26 protein-coding genes are annotated in these 21427 nt (G+C 35.1%); 13 read left to right on the top strand and 13 right to left on the bottom strand.

What is annotated here, in order from left to right; translation table 11 throughout:
* Nucleotides 1-29: 29 nt before the first annotated feature.
* Nucleotides 30-269: a YuzB family protein gene (locus SJY24_RS05530; protein ID WP_000595027.1), complete on the bottom strand. Its 240-nt coding sequence runs from the start codon at nt 267-269 to the stop codon at nt 30-32.
* Nucleotides 270-683: 414 nt separating this feature from the next.
* On the opposite strand from SJY24_RS05530, the gene SJY24_RS05525 reads away from it, so the two are divergent.
* The 4 genes from SJY24_RS05525 (at nt 684) to SJY24_RS05510 (ending at nt 3700) form a co-directional block, all read left to right on the top strand.
* The gene (locus SJY24_RS05525) at nt 684-1754 is read left to right on the top strand and encodes an NAD(P)/FAD-dependent oxidoreductase (RefSeq protein WP_377863992.1); all 1071 of its coding nucleotides are present in this window, start codon (nt 684-686) and stop codon (nt 1752-1754) included.
* A gap of 239 nt (nt 1755-1993) precedes the next feature.
* The gene (locus SJY24_RS05520) at nt 1994-2194 is read left to right on the top strand and encodes a Spo0E family sporulation regulatory protein-aspartic acid phosphatase (RefSeq protein ID WP_377863991.1); all 201 of its coding nucleotides are present in this window, start codon (nt 1994-1996) and stop codon (nt 2192-2194) included.
* A 68-nt stretch (nt 2195-2262) separates the two neighbouring features.
* Nucleotides 2263-2922 carry an ABC transporter ATP-binding protein gene (locus tag SJY24_RS05515; RefSeq protein ID WP_377863990.1) on the top strand — a complete coding sequence of 220 codons (660 nt, stop codon included), beginning with the start codon at nt 2263-2265 and terminating at the stop codon, nt 2920-2922.
* Nucleotides 2906-3700, top strand: a complete 795-nt coding sequence (locus SJY24_RS05510; protein WP_377863988.1) for an ABC transporter permease — start codon at nt 2906-2908, stop codon at nt 3698-3700. Before SJY24_RS05515 ends, SJY24_RS05510 begins: the two co-directional genes overlap by 17 nt.
* A 50-nt stretch (nt 3701-3750) precedes the next feature.
* Here the strand turns inward: SJY24_RS05510 and phnA are convergent, their stop codons facing one another.
* From phnA to SJY24_RS05490, 4 genes are all read right to left on the bottom strand, one after another.
* The gene (phnA, locus tag SJY24_RS05505; RefSeq protein WP_000212734.1) at nt 3751-4092 is read right to left on the bottom strand and encodes an alkylphosphonate utilization operon protein PhnA; all 342 of its coding nucleotides are present in this window, start codon (nt 4090-4092) and stop codon (nt 3751-3753) included.
* 237 nt (nt 4093-4329) lie between these two features.
* Nucleotides 4330-5124, bottom strand: a complete 795-nt coding sequence (locus SJY24_RS05500; RefSeq protein ID WP_377867221.1) for a DUF2628 domain-containing protein — start codon at nt 5122-5124, stop codon at nt 4330-4332.
* A 274-nt stretch (nt 5125-5398) separates the two neighbouring features.
* Nucleotides 5399-5770, bottom strand: coding sequence for a hypothetical protein (locus tag SJY24_RS05495; protein ID WP_377863987.1), 372 nt, complete (start codon nt 5768-5770; stop codon nt 5399-5401).
* 39 nt (nt 5771-5809) lie between these two features.
* The gene (locus tag SJY24_RS05490) at nt 5810-6064 is read right to left on the bottom strand and encodes a DUF7660 family protein (RefSeq protein ID WP_377863986.1); all 255 of its coding nucleotides are present in this window, start codon (nt 6062-6064) and stop codon (nt 5810-5812) included.
* A gap of 89 nt (nt 6065-6153) precedes the next feature.
* On the opposite strand from SJY24_RS05490, the gene SJY24_RS05485 reads away from it, so the two are divergent.
* Nucleotides 6154-6624 (top strand): SMI1/KNR4 family protein, encoded by a 471-nt coding sequence (locus SJY24_RS05485; RefSeq protein ID WP_377863985.1) that lies wholly within the window; start codon nt 6154-6156, stop codon nt 6622-6624.
* Nucleotides 6625-6645: 21 nt separating this feature from the next.
* The gene (locus SJY24_RS05480) at nt 6646-7257 is read left to right on the top strand and encodes a DUF4304 domain-containing protein (RefSeq protein ID WP_377867220.1); all 612 of its coding nucleotides are present in this window, start codon (nt 6646-6648) and stop codon (nt 7255-7257) included.
* A 2-nt stretch (nt 7258-7259) separates the two neighbouring features.
* Here the strand turns inward: SJY24_RS05480 and SJY24_RS05475 are convergent, their stop codons facing one another.
* From SJY24_RS05475 to SJY24_RS05460, 4 genes are all read right to left on the bottom strand, one after another.
* Nucleotides 7260-8063, bottom strand: coding sequence for a leucine-rich repeat domain-containing protein (locus tag SJY24_RS05475; RefSeq protein WP_377863984.1), 804 nt, complete (start codon nt 8061-8063; stop codon nt 7260-7262).
* An 11-nt stretch (nt 8064-8074) separates the two neighbouring features.
* The gene (locus SJY24_RS05470) at nt 8075-8743 is read right to left on the bottom strand and encodes a hypothetical protein (protein ID WP_377863983.1); all 669 of its coding nucleotides are present in this window, start codon (nt 8741-8743) and stop codon (nt 8075-8077) included.
* A gap of 121 nt (nt 8744-8864) precedes the next feature.
* A complete protein-coding gene (locus SJY24_RS05465; RefSeq protein WP_377863982.1) occupies nt 8865-9743 on the bottom strand; it encodes a nucleotidyltransferase domain-containing protein in 879 nt (292 codons plus the stop codon).
* The gene (locus tag SJY24_RS05460) at nt 9712-10020 is read right to left on the bottom strand and encodes a YuzD family protein (protein ID WP_377863981.1); all 309 of its coding nucleotides are present in this window, start codon (nt 10018-10020) and stop codon (nt 9712-9714) included. The genes SJY24_RS05465 and SJY24_RS05460 overlap by 32 nt, the downstream gene beginning before the upstream one ends.
* Before the next feature lie 206 nt (nt 10021-10226).
* Between SJY24_RS05460 and SJY24_RS05455 the strand changes: the two genes are divergently transcribed.
* Together SJY24_RS05455 and SJY24_RS05450 are read left to right on the top strand one after the other, a co-directional pair.
* A complete protein-coding gene (locus tag SJY24_RS05455; RefSeq protein WP_000431159.1) occupies nt 10227-10463 on the top strand; it encodes a NifU family protein in 237 nt (78 codons plus the stop codon).
* Nucleotides 10464-10774: 311 nt separating this feature from the next.
* Entirely contained in the window at nt 10775-10990 is a 216-nt protein-coding gene (locus SJY24_RS05450; protein WP_044740521.1) for a hypothetical protein, read from the top strand.
* Between the two features lie 59 nt (nt 10991-11049).
* On the opposite strand, the gene yutH is transcribed toward SJY24_RS05450, so the two are convergent.
* The gene (gene yutH / locus SJY24_RS05445) at nt 11050-12051 is read right to left on the bottom strand and encodes a spore coat putative kinase YutH (protein WP_097809364.1); all 1002 of its coding nucleotides are present in this window, start codon (nt 12049-12051) and stop codon (nt 11050-11052) included.
* 120 nt (nt 12052-12171) lie between these two features.
* Between yutH and SJY24_RS05440 the strand changes: the two genes are divergently transcribed.
* Nucleotides 12172-12663, top strand: coding sequence for a phosphatidylglycerophosphatase A family protein (locus SJY24_RS05440; RefSeq protein WP_377863980.1), 492 nt, complete (start codon nt 12172-12174; stop codon nt 12661-12663).
* Between the two features lie 14 nt (nt 12664-12677).
* Here the strand turns inward: SJY24_RS05440 and SJY24_RS05435 are convergent, their stop codons facing one another.
* A complete protein-coding gene (locus SJY24_RS05435) occupies nt 12678-13163 on the bottom strand; it encodes a GNAT family N-acetyltransferase (protein ID WP_377863979.1) in 486 nt (161 codons plus the stop codon).
* Nucleotides 13164-13325: 162 nt separating this feature from the next.
* On the opposite strand from SJY24_RS05435, the gene SJY24_RS05430 reads away from it, so the two are divergent.
* Genes SJY24_RS05430 through SJY24_RS05415 form a run of 4 tightly spaced genes read left to right on the top strand, consistent with a single transcriptional unit; the run spans nt 13326 to nt 17650 of the window.
* Nucleotides 13326-14429: an HpcH/HpaI aldolase/citrate lyase family protein gene (locus tag SJY24_RS05430; protein ID WP_377863978.1), complete on the top strand. Its 1104-nt coding sequence runs from the start codon at nt 13326-13328 to the stop codon at nt 14427-14429.
* Complete coding sequence (locus SJY24_RS05425) at nt 14374-15720, top strand: phosphoribosyltransferase family protein (protein ID WP_377863977.1); 1347 nt, start codon at nt 14374-14376, stop codon at nt 15718-15720. Before SJY24_RS05430 ends, SJY24_RS05425 begins: the two co-directional genes overlap by 56 nt.
* 5 nt (nt 15721-15725) lie before the next feature.
* On the top strand, nt 15726-16838 hold the full coding sequence (locus SJY24_RS05420; protein WP_377863976.1) for a cysteine protease StiP family protein: 1113 nt from the start codon (nt 15726-15728) through the stop codon (nt 16836-16838).
* Entirely contained in the window at nt 16835-17650 is an 816-nt protein-coding gene (locus SJY24_RS05415; RefSeq protein WP_377863975.1) for an HAD family hydrolase, read from the top strand. The genes SJY24_RS05420 and SJY24_RS05415 overlap by 4 nt, the downstream gene beginning before the upstream one ends.
* 414 nt (nt 17651-18064) lie before the next feature.
* Here the strand turns inward: SJY24_RS05415 and SJY24_RS05410 are convergent, their stop codons facing one another.
* Together SJY24_RS05410 and SJY24_RS05405 are read right to left on the bottom strand one after the other, a co-directional pair.
* Nucleotides 18065-20638: an FtsX-like permease family protein gene (locus SJY24_RS05410; RefSeq protein WP_377863974.1), complete on the bottom strand. Its 2574-nt coding sequence runs from the start codon at nt 20636-20638 to the stop codon at nt 18065-18067.
* On the bottom strand, nt 20622-21410 hold the full coding sequence (locus SJY24_RS05405; protein ID WP_377863973.1) for an ABC transporter ATP-binding protein: 789 nt from the start codon (nt 21408-21410) through the stop codon (nt 20622-20624). Before SJY24_RS05405 ends, SJY24_RS05410 begins: the two co-directional genes overlap by 17 nt.
* Nucleotides 21411-21427 lie beyond the last annotated feature (17 nt).

The raw sequence follows: 21427 nt of genomic DNA, 5'->3' as shown, positions 1-21427 counted from the left end.
AGAAAAAGGTGCTGCCCATTCGCAACACCTTAAAACATTGGATTTTCATCCAAATACTCATATACATTATTGACAAGTTCTTCTACTGTCGACCCTTGTACTACTTCACCATTCACAAGGGCAAATGGTCCTTCAAAACAAATACCACAATATCCTAAACAACCATACTCCATTACATCTAAATTCGGATCTTTTTCTAATTTCTCTAAAGCTGCTTGTGAACCACTCGCAAGATTACCTACACAAAATTCAATTAATGGTTTAATCAAAATTCTCCCCCCTGTATCTCTAAACAAATTACCATTTACTTTAATAGGCACGAAGTACATACCTAATTTACGAAACGGATAAGTAACCCTCTCTACTTGTTACCATTCCATTTTATTTATAAGAAGAAAACTAAGCTGTTTCTTGTTGTTTTCGTTACATATTCTAAACTATTTAGTTACTTCACTTCAAAGTAGATGACTGTTTCTATATAACATGCTATTCATAATGAAATAGTAACTAGCAAATGAAAACAGTTTACTTTACTTTTCTTCTTATTGTACAACAGAGTATTCATTCATGCATTGTTATTTGTTCACAAATTCGATATAATTTGATTGAGTAAAGTCAAAATATTTTATTAATATAAAATTGTATGATTAGGGGATATTTCAACAGAAAAGGGGTAATCCATCATGAAACACCTCGTACTACTAGGTGGCGGCTACGGTGGAATGAGAATTCTGCAGCGGCTACTTCCAAACAACCAACTTCCAGATGATGTACAAGTGACATTAATCGACAAAGTACCATATCATTGCTTCAAAACTGAATATTATGCATTAGTTGCGGGTACAATTTCAGAAACGCATATTCGTATACCGTTTCCTGAGCACCCACGTCTCAATATTCAATACGGCACGGTAACAAATATTGACCTCGAAACGAAAGCCGTTCATCTCGATGGCGGTGAAACGATTCAATATGATGATTTAATTATTGGGCTTGGCTGTGAAGATAAATATCATAACGTTCCTGGGGCGAAGGAATATACACATAGCCTACAGTCAATTGAACAAACACGTAAGACATATGAACAATTAAATAGCTTAGAACCAAATGCAACAGTAGCTGTCGTTGGGGCTGGTTTAAGCGGCGTTGAAGTGGCAAGTGAACTTCGCGAAAGCCGTTCAGATTTAAAAATCTATTTATTTGATCGAAAAGATAGAATTTTATTCCCGTATCCAGAAAAATTAAGTAGATACGTAGAAGAATGGTTTGTAAAACATAAAGTTACCATTATACGAAACTCTAACATTACAAAAGTGGAACCAAACATTGTATATAACCATGATGAACCACTTGAATGCGATGCAATCGTATGGACAGCTGGTATTCAAGCAAATGAAGTTGTTCGAGACCTTCCAGTTGAACAAGATGGTAGCGGACGGGTTGTTTTAACAAAATATCACAATATTCCAAATAACGAGCACGTTTATGTTGTCGGGGATTGTGCAGCACTTCCACATGCACCATCTGCCCAACTTGCTGAAGGACAAGGAGAACAAATTGTCCAAATATTATTAAAACGTTGGAATAATGAACCACTTCCTGATGAACTGCCTGTTATAAAGTTAAAAGGTGTTCTCGGTTCTCTCGGCAAAAAACACGGATTTGGTTTACTAGCAAACCAACCATTAATGGGGCGTGTACCGAGATTATTAAAATCCGGTCTTCTTTGGATGTACAAATATCATAACGGTTAATACTTTAAAGGCTGTCTACTATGTAGACAGCCTTTTTCTATTCATTTTTTTAAAAATAACTTTCTCAATATAGATTCACAAAATTTCTCTATTTTAACATTAAAAACTATCGATGAAAAGTGTATGCTATATGTAAGAGTTATTTCATTTTATTATTTTCTTTAGGACCGAATACGTTCGGTCTTATTTTTTATGCTATAAGTAGTACTACACATAATAGGAGGCATTTCATTTCACTTATGAACTTAACAAAACTAAATAATCGAATAGAAGTGAAAAAGAAAGAATTAATCCACCTCGTTGAAAAGTATGGATTTACTCACGATAAAGTCATTTCTCTCAGTCAAGACTTAGATCGCTTGCTAAACTTATTAACGAAGCTAACTTCCGTCTCAAAACGATCTAATCCTACAAACAAAGAAAAAAGATGTTCCCTCTGAATAGACTTTATTTTTCTATTTTTCTCTCTTTTTGATACGATATAACTAGAATCAGAAAGGAGAAATTTATGTTTATATTAAAAGACATCAAATATAAAAACATTCTACACATTCCTTATTTACAGATTCAACAAGAAAAAATAACTTGTATTATCGGTGAAAGTGGTAGTGGAAAAAGCACATTACTTCGTCTGTTAAACGATTTACAATCACCAACATCTGGAACAATTGAATATAATGGAAAATCTATTTTAGATTATCCTCCCATTCAATTACGACGTGAAGTTGTCATGCTTGGACAAACTCCACCTATTTTTGATGGAACAATTAAAGATAATTTATTAATGGGACTGCGCCTTTCTGAAAAGCCCTTTCCAAATGACGATGCCTTGCGGGACGCATTAACAACTGTTAGCCTAAATAAAAAATTAGAAGATAGCGCCTCTTCTTTATCAGGCGGTGAAAAACAAAGACTTGCTTTCGCTCGTATTGTACTAATGGATCCACCCGTCTATTTATTAGATGAACCAACTTCGGCACTAGATAGTGATACAGAACGACGCGTTATGAAACAATTCACTCTACTGGCAAGAGAAAAGAAAAAAACAGTTATCTTCATCACGCACTCGCAACAACTTCCAGAAGAAATCGCAGACGATATTATTGAAATTAGTAAAACAAACGGTGCAACTAGAAAGGAAGTGCTATCAATTGAAGGGCGTTATTGAACTACAAATTTGGCAACTTGCAGCTGCATATATTTTCATCCTTATTTTAATTGGGCTTGTGAAATTAAAAGGAATACCGCGTGAGAAACAAATTACAATTGCTACATTACGTATGACGATTCAGCTCGTACTAGTCGCATATGTCCTTACATACATATTTGAAAATAGTAATCCGTTTTATACAATAGCTCTCATTACTTCTATTACTACATTTGCGATTTTCAATATTTATAAACGAATTAATATTCCAATGTCAAAAGAATTAAAACGAGTAGCCGCCCTCTCCATGATTGCTGGATCAATTGGCCCTCTTCTACTATTTATCTTTGTCATTATCGGACACGATCCTTGGTATGCTCCGCAGTATATCGTTCCTATTGCCGGTATGCTAATCGGTAACGCTATGACAGGCATTTGCCTCGGGGCAAATACCTTTTTAAGCAGCATGAAATCACAAAGAGACCATATTGAAGGTGCACTTATGCTTGGGGCAACTCCAAAACAAGCAGCTGCCCCGCTCATACGGGACGCTTTCGATTCTGCTATTTTACCGACAATCAATTCTATGGTTGGAATGGGGATTATAAGTCTTCCAGGCATGATGACTGGTCAAATTTTATCCGGTGTATCACCATTTACAGCCATTCAATATCAAATTGCGATTATACTTGGCATTTCTGGAAGTACAGCTTTCTCTGTTATTATATTCTTACAACTTGGGTATAAAACGTTCTTTAATAAGCGGTGTCAGTTGAAAGAAGTTGAAGTACACTCATAAAAAAGACGCTCTGCAAGTTACTTACAGAGCGTCTTTTTTCTTTGCTAATCTTACGCCTTCTTAACGAACTGTGATTTTAACTTCATAGCTCCGAAACCGTCGATTTTGCAATCAATATCGTGATCTCCTTCAACTAGACGAATACTCTTTACTTTCGTACCAATCTTTACAACTGAAGAAGTTCCTTTTACCTTTAAATCTTTAATTACAGTAACAGCATCGCCGTCTTGAAGAACGTTTCCGTTCGCATCTTTTACAACTTTTGCACCTTCATTACTTTCAGCTTCTGCTTCTTTGCCCCACTCATGTGCACATTCTGGGCATACGAAAAGAACGCCATCCTCATACGTGTATTCTGAATTACATTTTGGACAATTTGGTAAAGTAGCCATAAATTTATTTCCTCCGTTCATTATTTATACGTAAAAATCAAAATTGACGTTTACATCTCGATAAATAAAATTTGTATAGCATTTCTTTATACTGCCATAGTCTCGCGTTATTGACAAGCCTACCTCAAATTCTCATTTTTTATTGTATTTTACAAAATTTCAATTAGTATGGCGTTCCCAATAAACAAAAAGAAGAACCTTCACAAGATTCTTCTTTTCAAAATGAACGAGTTCCCTCTAGAAACTCCAACTATTTTCTTCAATGTAAAATTGATACTCTTCTAATTCTTCTTCACTTAACTTCTTATTATTCTCATATACTTCTTGCCATTCAAAATAGTCTTCACTGAAATAAACAGCAAATTTAATTTTCACGTTTTTCTTCTCTTCATAATCATAACCAGTAAACTCTACTACGTCATAATCTTTTTCTTTCTTTACAAACTTCCAAGTTGGATTATCCGTCATAACCTCTAAAGTAAATCCTTCATCACTTGAACGAACAACGTTTTTTATATTCGGCTCAGTTGGTAACAAGGAGAGTCCGAACGTGGCTACACCAAATACTATCCCTACTATAACTTGTAAACCAATCATACCAGCCAAACTAGCGCCACTCTTTGATTGTAAGTAATACGCCTTCTCATAATCAAGCGTATCTTCTGCTTTATGTAAACTACGAACAGCGTGCTTATAATATAAACGGTTCCCTTGCCATCCAGTGAATATCATCATTACTAATTGAAAAGCTAAACTAATTGATAAAAAAATTCCATCTGGAATGTCTATAAAAGGGGCTACAAGTACACTAGGTACTGATAATAATGTAAGTATAATAAATAACTTATACATTTTACGATAAGCTAACCAAAAAGTTGGAAAGAAAAAGGCTACCCAATTCCATGTATTCCCTTGCGCTGGATTTTCTACTTTGCCCCATTTAAAGTCATAATAAGCTGTATTCTTTTGAACAACTTTATGTAACTCTTGTGGAGAAATTGTTTCTTGTAAAACTGTGTCCTTCACGTACATCATCCTTTTCTTATTCCTACATCAACTTATTTTATAGAAATAAAAAGAAGGAATCTAACAAAAAGGACATATATTTCACAAAATTGAACGGAAATCGAATATATTCCGACAATTATCCGTTTCTTATTTCATTTTACTTTTAAATATATTAAAATAATCATGTATCATACCTTTAATACACTAAGTTAATTATTTTATATATTCACTAAAAGTGATTTATTAAATCACTTTTAGTGAATATATAAAATACTACCCGTCGGAATACTATGTTTATTTATCTCACATTCTCCTTCACTTTCTCAATAACATCTTCTATACGCTTAGCTATACATTCTGGCTCCCAATCTCCCTCACCATGCATAGCTGTATAAACCGGATAATTCTCATCATTACTATCTACAAAGATTGGGTCCCCAAGATATGAATCTATTCCAATTACAATCCATCCTTCTTTCCAATCTCCTTCTTCATTCCCGATTAAACTTTGACCTTCATCATCAACGCTATAACCAAGTTGTCCTTCTTCTATTTCTTCACTATTAAATAGTTCTATTGTCATTGGTTCAAATTCATACTCTAACTCAATTTCATTATCCTCAGCACGATCTACATATTTTAAAAGTTGTTTAATTTTATTGTGGTTCATCGTAATATTTTCTCCATTCTATCTTTTAAAAATTTAATTTCATTCATAATGAGCTGCCGCAAGTAACATCTGGGCAATAAACTTCCATGGAATATTTTCTGGAAGCTTCTCCCCTTGATTTATATAAACACCTTCATAAGCACCTAACCAACCATGTAATGCATCTAAATAAGTCTCTACCTCTATATTCTCCCATTCACCTTGATTCACTTTGAAATCCTTTTGAAAATATACAAGAAACTTCAACAAGTCTTCTTTAGAATTTACACGATCAAGGTATTCAAATACATCCATATTCTTTCCCCCTTTCTATTGCTCGTCATTTAAACTAACTATAATATATGAAATAAGATTCTTAAAACTATTATTTGAGGTGACCAAATATGAAGACTACACTTTGGACAGAAGATGACTATTTAAAATTAGCACCGATTAACGACGAACTAATAAAAAAAGCTGAAGAAGTACTAAACGTAAAGCTTCCAGAATCGTACATAAATCTTCTAAAAGAACAAAATGGAGGAACGCTTCGCCTTGATGCTCACCCTACTTCAGAACCAAATTCTTGGGCGGATAATCATGTTAATGTTTCTGGCTTATACGGTATTTCTTTTGATGAAAATGAATCTAGCATTTTAGATAGCCGTTATTTAATTCAGGAATGGGAAATGCCTAAGAATCTCGTACTTTTATCTGGGGACGGACATACGTGGATTGCATTAGACTATCGAAATGTAGCTGAAAATCCTCCAGTTATATTTATCGATAATGAGCTTGAGGAAATTATTGAATTAGCACCTAACTTTGAAAGTTTCTTACAAAACTTAACTACTTACGATTATGATGAAGAGTAAACCTCTCTAAAGGATTACTTAATAGTACAAGATTTCATTATCCATTTACACGCTGTGTTAAAACCACTTGGATTTAAGAAGAAAAGACATACATTTTCCAAAGCTGATAACGGATTTTATAAGATCATTCATATACAAAAAGGCCAGTTTGGAGATGATTTCTATATAAATATAGGTGTTCATCCAATTGGTCTCCCGCAACTTATTACGGACCAATTACAAGTAAAAGAAAACATCTCAATATTCGATTGCATTCTACGAACAAGGATAGAGCCTATACATATGAAACAGAACCAGTTATTACATAATGTTTCACATGAAACTATCGACATTCCGAATTACCTTTCTACTATTTTCAACTGGTTTCAAGTGTGGGCGTCTTATGAAAATTTAGCAAAAACAAATATACATTCCATTACTCCGGTACTAGCTGTCGTTCCAATATTACAAGAAAAAGCGTTTCTGCTTCTTACTTGTTTCTCTTTCTACAACTTAAAACAGTACGAACAAGCTAATTTTTACTTACAGCAATACTTGCATTGTGCTGTGTATCTTAATACCGAGGAGAAAGAGCTAGTACTCTTTCATGAAGTTGATATGTATATGAAAAAACTAGTAGAAAACGCAGTGTAACTTCACATTGTACTTTCTACTAGTGCTCTATATTCCTCTTGTAACTTTTTAAATTGTTCTTCATACTTTTGCATCTTTACCGTATCCGTTTTCGAATTAAGGAATTGTCTTCTTCTCCCAATCACCATTATATTTTTTTCCTCTATTGCATCATTCATATATACGTAAGGTTTAAAAAACTTACATTTCGTATATGGCAATGCTACAGATAATTTTGCATACTCTTCCACTTTAAATTGATTAGATAAACTTAACTCTCGCAAATTTTTTAATTGTATTAAAGGTTCTAACGAATCATCTTTAACCTTTAAGTTCATAAGGGTAAGCTTTTTCAAATGTTGTAATGCAGCGAGTGGTTGTAAAGTTTGTACTTTCATCGTTGTATTTATCCCACCACCCATGTAAAAGATATTGAGTTGCGGACACTTACTTAAAGCAGTTAAATCTTCTAGCTTAGAAAAATCATCAATTAGTAAGGATTTGAGTTTTTTATTATACGCAATATCCCATAACGTCTTCGCTTTTGTATTCCAGCACATATACAACTGTTGTAAATCAGATAATTTTTGAAGGCTACTTAAATCCTCGACCCTCATTTCGTAAACGTACAATATATTTGGGCGAGCGTACGTAAGAATATGCTCAAATTGCTTTTGATTTACTGCGAAAATCCATAACTTCTTAACTTGTAAAGATGCTAATCGTTCTATATTTTTTGTTTTCCCCTCAATCGCTAATTCTTCTAAACTAGCAGTAACATTTTCCAAGTCCTTTATAATCCTCGGCTGCTCACCAATTGGAAACATTTTATCCTCCCCTACAACTCCCAAGTAATATTCATTTCTTCAAACGACTTCTTACTCACTTCCAACCCTTCGCCATCATCCGTTCCAATCATCGCTACTTCTTCTTTAGACAACATAATTTTCTCGTTTGGATTTTTGATTTTTCTCTCATACACGAGTTGTAAAAGATCCATTTGCCCCTCTGTCAGTTCATACTCTTCTTCCAATCTTTCTATTGCAGATTCGGTATCAAGTAATGGGATTTCTAATAAGAATCCACCGTGCTCTTCCATCTCTTCAAATGAATCAATTGAATATGCACCGCTATCCTCAATCCAAAATGCTGTCGTAATGAAAGGAACTGTTTCGCCCTCGACTTCTTCTAATACGTATTGGAGTGCTTCCTCTTTCGCAATTTCTATCACTTCCGAAGGTGCCCCTTCAAAATAATTTGCTGCATCAATCCACTCATCAATTCTCTCACTATTCACATCTTGAAGACATACGATCGTGTACTTCGAATGAAAAGTAATTGTCCCTCTTCCACCTTGACTATCTTGCATACTATAGTTGAATCCATCCCACGAACTTTCATGTGAGAAATCAGGAGCATGTGCTACAAAAATTGCATCTGCAATCGACTTTAAGATGCAACCTTTCCATAATTGTTCTTTACTTATATGAAAGTTACATTTACTCATTCTCTTCCCCCGCATATATGTTTTTTAATATTATCTTCCGACTTCTCATTCTTTGCAAAGCGTTTTTCGTTATATAAAAATAGTAAAGCACCCTTTATCTAAAGGATGCTTTACTATTCACCTACCACTTCTCCCTGCACTCCTCAATCAAACGCAGCAAATACCGCTTCGTCATATCAGCCCGTCTCCAACGAGAGAAATTTTTCTTTTCTTCTGGATTATGCCGCATTCGCTCTACCTCTTTCAATAAAGGCTCCCACTCTTTCGCTGAATATTCTAATAAGTATTGTAATCCTCTATCTTTTGAAACGATTGTTTTATGATCTAACGTATATAAAATACGTCCCATCGTAACGACAGCTGATTCTACCCACTCTTCTATAAAAAATAAATATGGTTGCTTCGCTTTTTCACTCCAGTACTGTTCTACGTTGTATTTCATCGTATTTACTACATCATCCCACCTTATTTGAAACGAAAGATCTTCAGCTTCTCTCCCGATAACTGTAATACCTTGATTTTTCAACGTCCACCATGTGACCGCATTAATATCCCAATGACCACTATCCGCTTTCCCCTCTGCACAATACACGTACTCATTCATTTCATAATTGTATTTCCCTAAGTCAGCAAGCGGAATATACATACCATCCATTCTTTTACCTAACGTACTTTTACTAAGCTTTTTATGCAGTTCTATAATTTGTTGTTTTTCAGCTTCATTCACGGAATCACTTGTTACCGTAATAAAATCAACATCGCTCGTTTCTATATGAAATGCTCCTAGCGCGATCGATCCGTAAATGTATACCTCGACTATTTTTTCGTCCAAAAAAATTTCTTTTAATTCTACTGTGTACTGCTCCATTAACTGTTTTACTTCTTCTGGTAAAACATGTTTTATTCCATTCTCCACATCTATCCCTCCATATAAAAAAGCCTTTGCAAATTCGCAAAGGCTTCCTAATTTATAAATATTTCTCGATTTCTTCATAAACATCCTTCAAACGTGGATTTCCTTCTCCAACAATTTCTCCATTCACAAGAACGACCGGATAAAATAAATCTTCATCCACTACGCGCTCTGCGAATGCTTTTTTATCTTCATCTTCTTGTTCTTCTTGAAAATCAATATACTCGAAATTAAATTTATTTTCTTGTCCCTCATATTTACGACCAATTGCCGCTTGTAACCACTCAAACGTTTCTGTTGAAGATGGCATTCCAACGCAGCTCGCACAAATTACTTTCGTCCCATACACTTGAACATTAACCATTTCTTCTCCCCCACTTCTTGTTTCAACAGTATATTCAGATGTCTTAGTACATAAGCACATCATTTTACAAACTTATTCCATACCCCTATACTGAAAAAACACGTTGTACACACGATACAAAATTTCGACAATAAAACAAGAAGAGAAAAAATAGATTTTCCCCTCTATCTTGATTATAATAAAACTGATGAAAGGAGTCGATAAAAATGGAAAACCCACATATGCAAGAACAAGTATTAGAAGTATTAGATAAATTACGTCCATTCTTACTTCGCGATGGCGGAGACGTTGAATTAGTAGACATTGAAGAAGGTATCGTAAAACTACGCCTTATGGGTGCATGCGGAAGCTGCCCAAGTTCTACAATCACACTAAAAGCTGGTATCGAACGTGCATTACTTGAAGAAGTACCAGGCGTTATTGAAGTAGAGCAAGTATTTTAATTAAAAGCGGAAGCGGCTCGTTCAAAATGTGAGGGGGATGGAGCTTCTGACATAGAGGCGCTTTTGGCCTCGGCGGAAGAAGCGAAGCCACCGAACATTTTAGCCACTGGAGCTAGATATTAATTAAAAGCAGAAGCGGCTCGTTCAGAATCGTTTTCTAAAAGGAGACCCATTTGGGTCTCTTTTTTTATTCAAATAACACTTCCCCTTTAACATCATAAAACAAAATTGGAAATCCTTCTCAAAAAATGCGATAATTAATACTAGATAGTAAATCGTTCACACATACAAAAAACATAGGGGGACGACACATGCCAAAAATGGGGAACACTTTTGTAACAATTCAAGAACTAGAAAAGAAAAAAGAGTATTTACTAAGCCTTTCATCCGTTATACCAACATGGAATACAAGCTATCAATTTTTATTTAAAGAAATTCAGCAAGAATTATTGAGTAAAGTAAATGAGAAAATCGAAAAACATCAACTCATTTTACATATATGTGCAGATCAACAGGTAGGGGCATAATGTATTACATACAATTGTGATATAAAAAAGAGACCTCAATCGGTCTCTTTTTTATACTTTTAAGACAGCCAATCTAATTTCCTAATACCTAACTTATCAATTGGTAAACGAAGTGACCCGTAAAAATGCTTCATAAATTGCTCGGAGCGGTTCACATCGTGTAAAATGGCTTCTAAGCGATCTCTATATATGCTTTTTTGTTCTTCGTTTCCTGTTTGATAATATCGTTCAACCGTTTCAAAGTATTGGAGTGGGAACAGGAGCCTTGCAAATAATAGGCGCCAACCAAATGAGGATAGCGAATAATTCCGTTCATAATCTGTAACAAATTGGACGATTGTTTGCTCCCAATCTTTCTTTTTTTCTATCATCATATAGCGAATTAATTCTGCCATATCTCGAGTTGGGTGATCATACACCCAATTGAAAGGAAGTTTGAGGCGCTTCGTTTGATGCCATAATAAAGGTGTGAATCGTTCTTGGCAAATTGTTGCTGCATCAGTCATTTGCGGCGTATCATCCATCTCTGTATCGACAACATACTGAATTGCATTTTCTGCAACTCCTAAGTAATACGGGAAGGATTCAATAAACAATTGATCGAATACGTCTGTAGGGTGGTTCATCACTTGTGATTGCCAAAACTTTTCTAATTGATCGAGCCTTTTTTCCCATAATGCTTTCCATTCACCGATGCGGCTTAATTGCTCGATTTCTTCTGGAAAGAATGCACCTCGTTTATGGAATATAGAAAGCTCACTTCCTAATGATGTAGCATGTCGTTCTAACGCACGCATACCTTTTAATAAGCAGTAATTTTGTTCTTCTATCTCACTTACATAGTAGCCGTGTATAGTCGGAACGAAAGTCGCTACAGTTATATCCCCTTGCTGGTTCATATAATCACTGAGCTTTTTCATCTCTACAAGTACTTCTTCCTCCATTTCTCCAATTGGAACAAGTACATAAATTTTGTTGCGAATCCAAAAGCTTTTATAGGGGCCAAGGGGGATTAATTCTTTAACATGCATGTGATAATGCTCATAAATATGCTGAATCATCGCAGTCGCCACCTATGGTTTTTCTTTATATATATGAGCTTGTGCTCGCCTTTCATTCCTATGCACATGATAAAGCAACGAAACGTATACAAATACTAAAAAGAAAAAAAGGTGATAAACATGAAAGAATCAAATCAACTACAAGAAAGAGCATTACAACTATTACAAGAACGTGGTGTCACAATTGACGATATTGCTGAACTTGTTCATTTTCTTCAAAAGAAATACCATGCAAATTTAGAAATGTCAGAATGTCGCTATAACGTTGAGCGTGTACTATCGAAACGCGAAGTACAAAACGCACTTATTACAGGCATTGAACTTGATGTCCTTGCTGAAAAGGGAATGTTAAGTGAGCCGTTACAAGATATCGTAAAACGCGATGAAGGACTATATGGAATCGATGAAGTTATCGCACTTTCTATCGTTAACGTGTACGGTTCTATCGGTTTCACGAACTTTGGATATATCGATAAATTAAAACCTGGTATTTTAGAATACTTAAATGATAAATCAACTGGAAAGGTGCACACATTCCTTGATGATATCGTTGGCGGAATCGCTGCCGCTGCTTCAAGCCGTTTAGCGCACCGAGCTGATCATTCGGAGTAAAATACGAAAGACCGTCAGTTCCATACTGACGGTCTTTCATATTCCATAAGCATAAATTCTCTTCCACGGCTCAAAAAAATAGGACCTTGCTGAAAACCTATTTTTTTATATAACGTAATCGCTCTTGTATTAAATGTTGCTACACTAAGTCGAAACGTTTTCACCTTACATTCTTTCACAGCAAACGCTATCCCAGCTTGAAAAAACAGATTTCCCAGCCCTTTTCCTGTTAACGCTGGCTTCATGCCAAGTCCGATATCAATTACATCTTCTCCACCATATAAATGAGCATCTCTTCCCCCTGGCACTTGTGCATTTTCCCCAAAACAAAAATAGCCGATAAACTCCCTATTATCGTCACAACAGCCATAATACGTCCCATCTAATAATTCTTCTATTGCTTCTTCCTCTCCTAAAAAACTATACAAATCATAAGGTTCCTCATACGTCCACGTATTTATCTCATTTGCTTCTTCTACCGTTAACTTATGTATTTCCACTTTCTCTTCCCCCCTATTATATTTCTACTAACAATATTCGATATTCATCTTATAATTCATCTTTCTCAATATGTTTTTTAAATTTCTCGCTTTATTTACATGGAAGATTTTTCTTATTATGTTACGATTAAACAAAATCATTTGAAATAAGGTGGTGACAATTTGAATTACTTTTCTTATCTCTCCTTAGAAGAACGTCAAAATTTTTTCTATAAAGAACCTCTTAGTTTTTCAAAAAGTATAGAGAAAGAGCAATTAGCTTACGCATTAGGGGCTACACTGTATACTCCTGGTACGAAAGAAACGATTGCAGAAGATATAATTAGAAAAAAACATGTGGAAGCTACCTCTATTATTTTTTGTCTAGAAGACTCTATTAGCGATGAGGAAGTAAAATTTGCAGAGCAAAACATCGTCGTTCAAATACAGCAAATCGCCAACTTAGTCAGTACCAACATACTAAGTCAATCAGATATTCCACTTCTTTTTATTAGAGTTCGACAGCCAAGTCAAATGAAGACAATTGTTACTGAATTAGGTAGTGCTGTTCATTGCTTATGTGGTTTCGTCTTTCCAAAATTCACACCCGTTAATGGAAAGACTTATATCGATCAGCTTGCATATATAAACGAGCTATATTCATTATCCCTTTATGGAATGCCGATTTTAGAATCGCCAGAAATTATGTATAAAGAAACACGTGTAGAATCATTATTACAAATAAAAGATTTACTAGATTCCTATCGTGATTACATCTTAAATGTACGTATTGGCGCCACTGATTTTTCAAGTATATTTGGTATTCGGCGCAATAAATACACACCGATCTATCATATTACTGTAGTTCGTGATTGTATTTCAGACATTATTAATATTTTCTCCAGAGCAACAACTGATTATGTTATTTCAGGATGTGTATGGGAATATTTTTCTAATGATTACGAAGAAGGGCTCATTCAAGAGGTATCGCTTGACCATGCAAATGGATTAATTGGAAAGACAGTTATTCACCCATCTCATATTAAAGTTGTACAAGCAATGCACATTGTCACAATGGAAGATTATTTAGACGCAAGGTCAATTTTACAAAATGCAGATACGTATAACGGAGTGCTAAAAAGCAGTTTTGCTAACAAAATGAATGAGGTAAAGCCCCATTATAACTGGGCTCGCAAAACCATTTTAAAATCTAATATTTACGGGGTGCTACATGAAAACAAACAATTCACCGATCTCCTTATTACAAACGCAAAACAACACGTATAACGTTTTAAATAATATAAAAGTTCATGTAGAAGTACGTGATAATCCATATAATTTAGCGTTAGACAATCTTTTTCAAATGGCAGCGAGGATAAATAAGAAGCGGAGTTTTTTATTTGTGAGTACAATTCTTGGAAAGCATCTTCCTATTAAACCTGCAGTCTCTCTAGCAAGTGGATTTGCTCTCGCTGCAAGATATATGGAAATACTACATAATGCTTTTCATCCGTTTCAAAAAGAAATTTTAAATCTTATTTCATTAGAAGTTGATGAAATTCCAGAAGAAGTATTTCATTATCAATATCCCTTGCAAGAAGAAGTGTTATTTATCGGCTTCGCTGAAACAGCAACAGCACTTGGCCATTCTATGTTTCAATGCTTTCAAAATGCAAAGTATGTACATACAACTAGGGAATCGATACCCAATCTCAAATCTGTCATTACATTTGAGGAAGAACATTCCCATGCAACATCACACCGTTGTTATATCGATAAGAGCTTTTTTCAAAACAACAATTCAATCGTTCTTGTAGATGATGAGATGACAACTGGAAAAACCGCACTAAATATTATCAGGTCCATTCAACAGCAATTTCCACGAGCAGAATATACCATCGCTTCTTTATTAGACTGGCGTTCTAATAATAATAGAAGACAATTTAAACAACTAGAAGAAGAACTTCAAATAAAAATTCATGTTATTTCTTTATTAGAAGGAGTCATTCATACAACTGGCCAACCGTTGAATATTCCAACACCAACTATTCAAACTAAAGAAACAAAACCCGATTTCAAAAAGCATACCATTACTTGTCCAGCATTACCTTATACATCAAATTACATAAAATATACTGGACGCTTTGGCATTTCATCATATGAACAAAAGCACATTCATTCTTTTACTCAAGAAGCAGGAAAAATGTTACAAAGAAAGAGAATTGGAAAACGAACGCTCTGCCTCGGAACGGGTGAATTTATGTATATTCCAATGAAAATCGCTGCTGAAATGGGTGAAAATATTTTATATCAATCTACAACACGAAGTCCTATCCACCCTGTTTCAAATGATGTGAACTACGCCATTCATAATCATTTCCCATATCCAAGTCCCGAAAATTCTACTATTACAAATTACTTTTATAATATTTCACCTCATGATTACGATGAAGTATTTGTTTTTATGGAACGTGATGTAGGAGAAGAAGCTCTATTTCCTCTTCTACAGCAGTTACAAACAGTTATTCCCTGTATTCATATCGTCTCATTTTCAAATAGCATAGAAAAGGAAGGTTGATAATTATGGTAAAAGTAAATTCCCATATTAGTAGTTACGATCCAAATGATGCTATTTTTCTATTAAAAGATATTAGTGATTTAATGAAAGAAAGTTCCACAGAAACTAGAGAACAAGCAATTCAAGCTGGCACACATTATTCTGAAATGTTACCAGTAGAATATAAACCATCTAAAGCATATATGGATTTATTCTTTTCCTCCCTGCAACAATACAAGCACAAACTAGCAACCGCAGTTGGAGTTGTCGCTGAACAAATTATACAGACTAAAGGAACGAATCTTGTCCTCGTCTCATTAGCTCGTGCTGGTACACCTATCGGGATTCTTATAAAACGCTATATACGCTATCAATATAACCTTGATGTCCCTCACTATTGTCTTTCCATTATTCGTGGACGCGGTATCGATGAAAATGCACTTCGCTATATTTTAGAACATCACCCTAAAGAAACAATTCAATTCATTGATGGATGGACTGGAAAAGGTGCAATAAAAAAGGAATTGGAACATGCAGTACATACATTTAACGAGAGAAATAATACACACCTTTCTCATTGTATGGCTGTACTTGCTGATCCAGGTTACTGTACTTCAATTTACGGTACACGCGAAGATTTTCTTATCCCTAGTGCTTGCTTAAATGCAACCGTATCTGGACTAATCAGCCGCACTGTACTAAATGACACCTATATTGGCCCAAGTGATTTTCATGGTGTTAAATATTATAAAGAGCTAGAACAAGAAGATTTATCAAATTTCTTCATCGATGAAGTAACAGATCTATTCCCTTCTGTTCATTCTCATATAGATAATCAATTACATTATATTGCTTCAACATACACCGATCCATCTTGGCAAGGATTAAAAGATCTACAGTCTATCCAAGCTCACTTTGAGATTGACGATATTAACTTAATTAAACCAGGAGTCGGTGAAGCAACTCGCGTATTACTCCGGAGAATACCGTGGAAAATTTTAATACGCAAGCAAAACAATCCTGATTTAAAGCATATTTTACTTCTTGCTAAAGAAAAGAATGTCCCTATTGAAATATATGAGAATATGGCTTATTCATGTTGCGGGCTCATTAAGCCTCTTAGGAGGGAAACGATATGATTTTCGCCAGTGATCTTGATCAGACGCTTATTTATTCCCGAAAATCATTTCGTGCTCATATAGAAGATGAGTCAATTCAGCTCATCGAAACTTTAGACGGAAAAGAAATTTCTTTCATATCACATAAAACCATTTCACTACTAAAAAAATTGCAACTGCACTCATATTTTATCCCAGTTACAACAAGAACGATTGAACAGTTTCAGCGTATTACTTTATTCCAAAATGAAATCATTCCCGAATATGCCATTACAAGTAACGGCGGTAATATCCTTCATGACGGCAAGCAAGATGTTACTTGGAACAAAGAAATAAAAAAAAGACTTTCAGTAGAATGTTTAGAAAGAAACTATATACTAAAGGAATTTGAACAAATCGCTCATAAAGATTGGGTTATATCTCAAAAAACAGCTGATGATTTATTCCACTATTGCATCATTAAACGAGAGAACATTCCTTATGACGAATTAACATCCTTCATTTCTTGGTTAGACAAACAAGGCTGGGCTCATTCACTTCAAGGTAGAAAATTATATTTTGTACCGAAGCCTATTAACAAATGGGATGCTGTGCAATATATAAAAGAAGTGCTACAAATAGATACTATTATTACAGCCGGAGATTCTTTACTTGATTTATGCATGCTTGAAAAAGCTAACTATGCCTTCGCACCACTTCACGGTGAATTAGGGGCAACATATAATCACTTACAACCCCATATTGTAAAAACAGATGCAATCGGCATATATGCCGCAGAAGAAATCGTAAATAAATCACTTCAAATTATTCACAGTTCATTACCTACCTCATAATTACAATATGCATAATTACATACGCACACCCATTAAAAAAATGCTAAAATTTATTTGAATCGCTGTTGTTACACTTCTTGATTAAGAAAGACCGTTAACCGGAAAATTAACGTCTTATCAAATTCAAGCAATTGGCACATTTTGTCATCATCAAAGACACTCAAAAGAGTGTCTTTTTTTCTATAAATGCATAAATTACTATAACTCTTTAAACGTATTATTCCCTTTCTATACGTTGCGGTGTTCGTTGCGACAGATTCGGATAATAAAAAGCACTCCAGACAGAGTGCTTTTTACTTTCAAACAAGGAGGTTACATATATGGATAGTACTCTTGTATTTAACTTTGGTATCGGTATTGTTATCATTTTATTCGTCTTCTTTGTTCTTTGTATGAGCGGAGTATAGCAATCTTTTATGCTGATAACTCTTTTAAAGTATCACTTAATTTGAACCTTCTTAATTGTAATGAAGCAATCATTGCCGCCCCTGCTCCGAGCATCACGCTAGCTAGAGCCAGTATGGCAACTTGATTATATGGAATAATAATAACTGTTAACTCTAAGCTTGATAACACGATATAGCTAAACAAAATCCCACCAAAAATGCCAATACAACCAGCTATTGCTCCAAGTAAAGTTCCCTCTAATAAAACGATCCGTCTCATTTGCTTCGGAATAGCTCCTACCGCACGAATCATACTAATTTCAGCACGTCTTTCATGCAAGCTTGCGACAATCGCATTCATTAATCCTACACCAGAAATAATGAAAACAATTACAACTAACAAGCGAATTAGCATCATCATTTGCGATAATAACTGCTCTTGTTCTTTCAATAAATCATAACTGTTTATAACTTCTACATTCTCTTTATTATTTGTAACTTGTTTTACTTGCTTCTTAATCGCTTCAAATGATTGATTAGAATTAGTCATGATTTGAATTGCTTCATATCCTTGTACGTGAAACTTATCGCGAGCCCATTGTTCATTCACAAAAATATCCAAACTCCTTAACCTTAATCCTTGCTCAATAATCGAAACGACTTTAATTGTTTGTTTTTCTTTCCCTTTTCCTTGTACGTCAACCGTATCATGCAACTGAAGCCCTAAATTTTTAGCCACTTCCTTCGTAATGACTCCCTCACCATCTTGTAATGGCTTATTTAAAGTTTGTCCTGCAATCACTTTCGCCTTTGTTACTTTCTGGTACGCTACAATATCGTTACCTACAACTTCCATTGAATCATAGTTCAAATTGTTTTTTTTCGCAAATTCATACCATTCTTGATTCGCTTTTTTAAAGTCATAATTCACAAGCTTTGCGGTAAAGTCAGTAGCATTCCCAACACTTGATTCCACACCATCAATTTTTCTAACCTTCTCCATCCAACTAAACGGTAATGTTTCTATTCCTTGCGACTCTACCGGAATTCTTATTACTAAGTCCGCTGGTAAATGTTTTTGTAATCCTTTTTTCATACCTTCATACATAGAATTTACATACATCGTTCCAACAAGCGCTAACATAAAACCAAATGCTAATATAGCAACCGACACAGCTGCCTTGTTTCGATAACGAATTACATTCCGGCTACTAATTGTCGTTTCAATTCGTAATATCATTTGAAACGGTTTTGCAATCACCGGTGCTATCATACGAATAAATAACGGAATCGCCAATAACAAACCAACCGCAAATAAAAGCGCTCCTATTGCACTTGGATTAAAACCGATATACTGCTCTAATACGCTACCTGCTAGTCCAATAACAGTACCAATGATTAAGATGCTAAGGCTAAAAGCACTCCATCTCTTTTCTTTTTTCTCATTACTAGGAAGACCTGGGCGAAGTGCTTGAACTGGTGGAATCTTTCTAACCATGAAAGCCGGTATAATGGCCCCTATGATAGACATAACAATTCCTAGTAAAAAAGTAATGAATAAAATCTCACCTGAGATCGAGAATGATGCTTTCCCTGCCCCTTCAATATTCACCCATTTATTAATGAATGATGCAGCAATTGTTTGCGTACCTGCTCCAAGAATAACTCCTGCTAGCGATCCAATTGCGCCGATGCATAAAGCCTCTAATAAAACGACTAATATAATTTGATTTGGGTTACTACCGAGCGCACGTAATAATGCCCACTGCTTAAATCGACTTCTAACAGATAAGAAGAAACTTCCCATTATTAAAAGAGCTACAACAAATAAAGCAATACCACCTAAACTAAAAATTAACGGCTTCATTACATTTAGTCGTTCAAACGCCTTATCAACATAAGTACGTTGATCTACCTTTATATTTTCTATCTTCTTATTTACATCAAGAGCAATTGCTCTTTTCACATTTACATCAGCTGTTTTCACTTGAACGAGATTGAATTGATTTGGTAAATTTAATTCTTTTTGAAGCCAATGGATTGGAAAATAAGCACTATGCCCCATCGCTGCCATTAACGGCGGATTTAAAATGCCGACGACTTTCACATTCTTTTCTCCATGTTGCGGGAATGGTAACTTAATCGTATCTCCTACCCGTATATTTTCACGATCTGTATATCCTTTTGTCAGTGCTACTTCAGCCCCTTCTTTCGGATATCGACCTTCTAATATTTTATAAGAATGCATTTCTGGAGAATCTTGCTCCACACCCCAATAGGACGGTTTTCCCGATAACTCTTTATAATGTGGAAAAGGATATGGTATAAGTACTTTTGATATTTTTTCAACATTTTCTAAGCCATCTATTCCTTTTAAACTTTCATTATTTAAATACATATCATTTTTTATATAACCAAATTGCAAATTATAATCTCCATACCGGCTTACTACTTGTTCCTTCACGCTTTTCTCAACTGATTGATTGCCTAGCAATAACATCGTCGCTAACATAACACCTAAAGCTGCCCCGAGAGCAATCAACATATTTCGCAGCCAATTTTGTTTCATCGATTTTACCGCATATTTAATTACCCATCGCATCACCTTTACCTCCTACTTTAAAGTGGCGATTCATAATCTCTTGAATGTGAGTAACTTGTTGCGGGATATTTCGAAATTTCCATCCTTTACTTTCAGCATGTTCATGAATCACTTCACCATCTAATAAGAAAACAACTTTATCCGCATGGGCCGCTACGAACGGGTCGTGCGTTACAATGACAGCTGTTTGCCCTAATTCATCACACGCATTGCGAAGTGCCGCGATTATATTTTTGCTATTTTCTGAATCTAACGCCCCTGTTGGTTCATCAGCTAATATAATAGCCGGCTCATTTGCAAAAGCTCTTGCGATCGCAACCCTTTGCTGTTGCCCGCCTGATAACTGCGCTGGTAAATGTTTTTCTTTTCCCTTTAGCCCGACGAGATCTAATAAACGAGTTGCTGTCACCGTGGCCTTCTTTTGTGAGACATTATCTAACAGTAACGGCAATCCTACATTTTCCTCCGCACTAAACACTGGAATCAAATTAAACTGCTGAAAAATAAAACCGATTTTATGCCTTCTAAATAAAGCGAGCTCTTTTTCTTTTAATGTTGATATCTCTGTACCATCAACTCGAATACTACCTACCGATGGAATATCTAATCCACCTAACAACTGAAGTAAGGTCGTTTTACCCGATCCACTTGCCCCCATAATACAGACGAAATCTCCTTTTTGAATTTGAAGATTAATGCCTTTTAATATTTTTACTTTACTATCCCCAATATCAAATGATTTTTCTAACCTTTCAATTTCGATAATATTCATCCTCATATCCCCTTCTC

It is taken from the genome of Bacillus sp. R86525 (genome assembly GCF_042466195.1).
Classification (GTDB): Bacteria; Bacillota; Bacilli; order Bacillales; family Bacillaceae_G; genus Bacillus_A; species Bacillus_A nitratireducens.
Note: the sequence above shows the minus strand (reverse complement) of the source record. Positions and strands in the feature narration are given on the sequence as shown.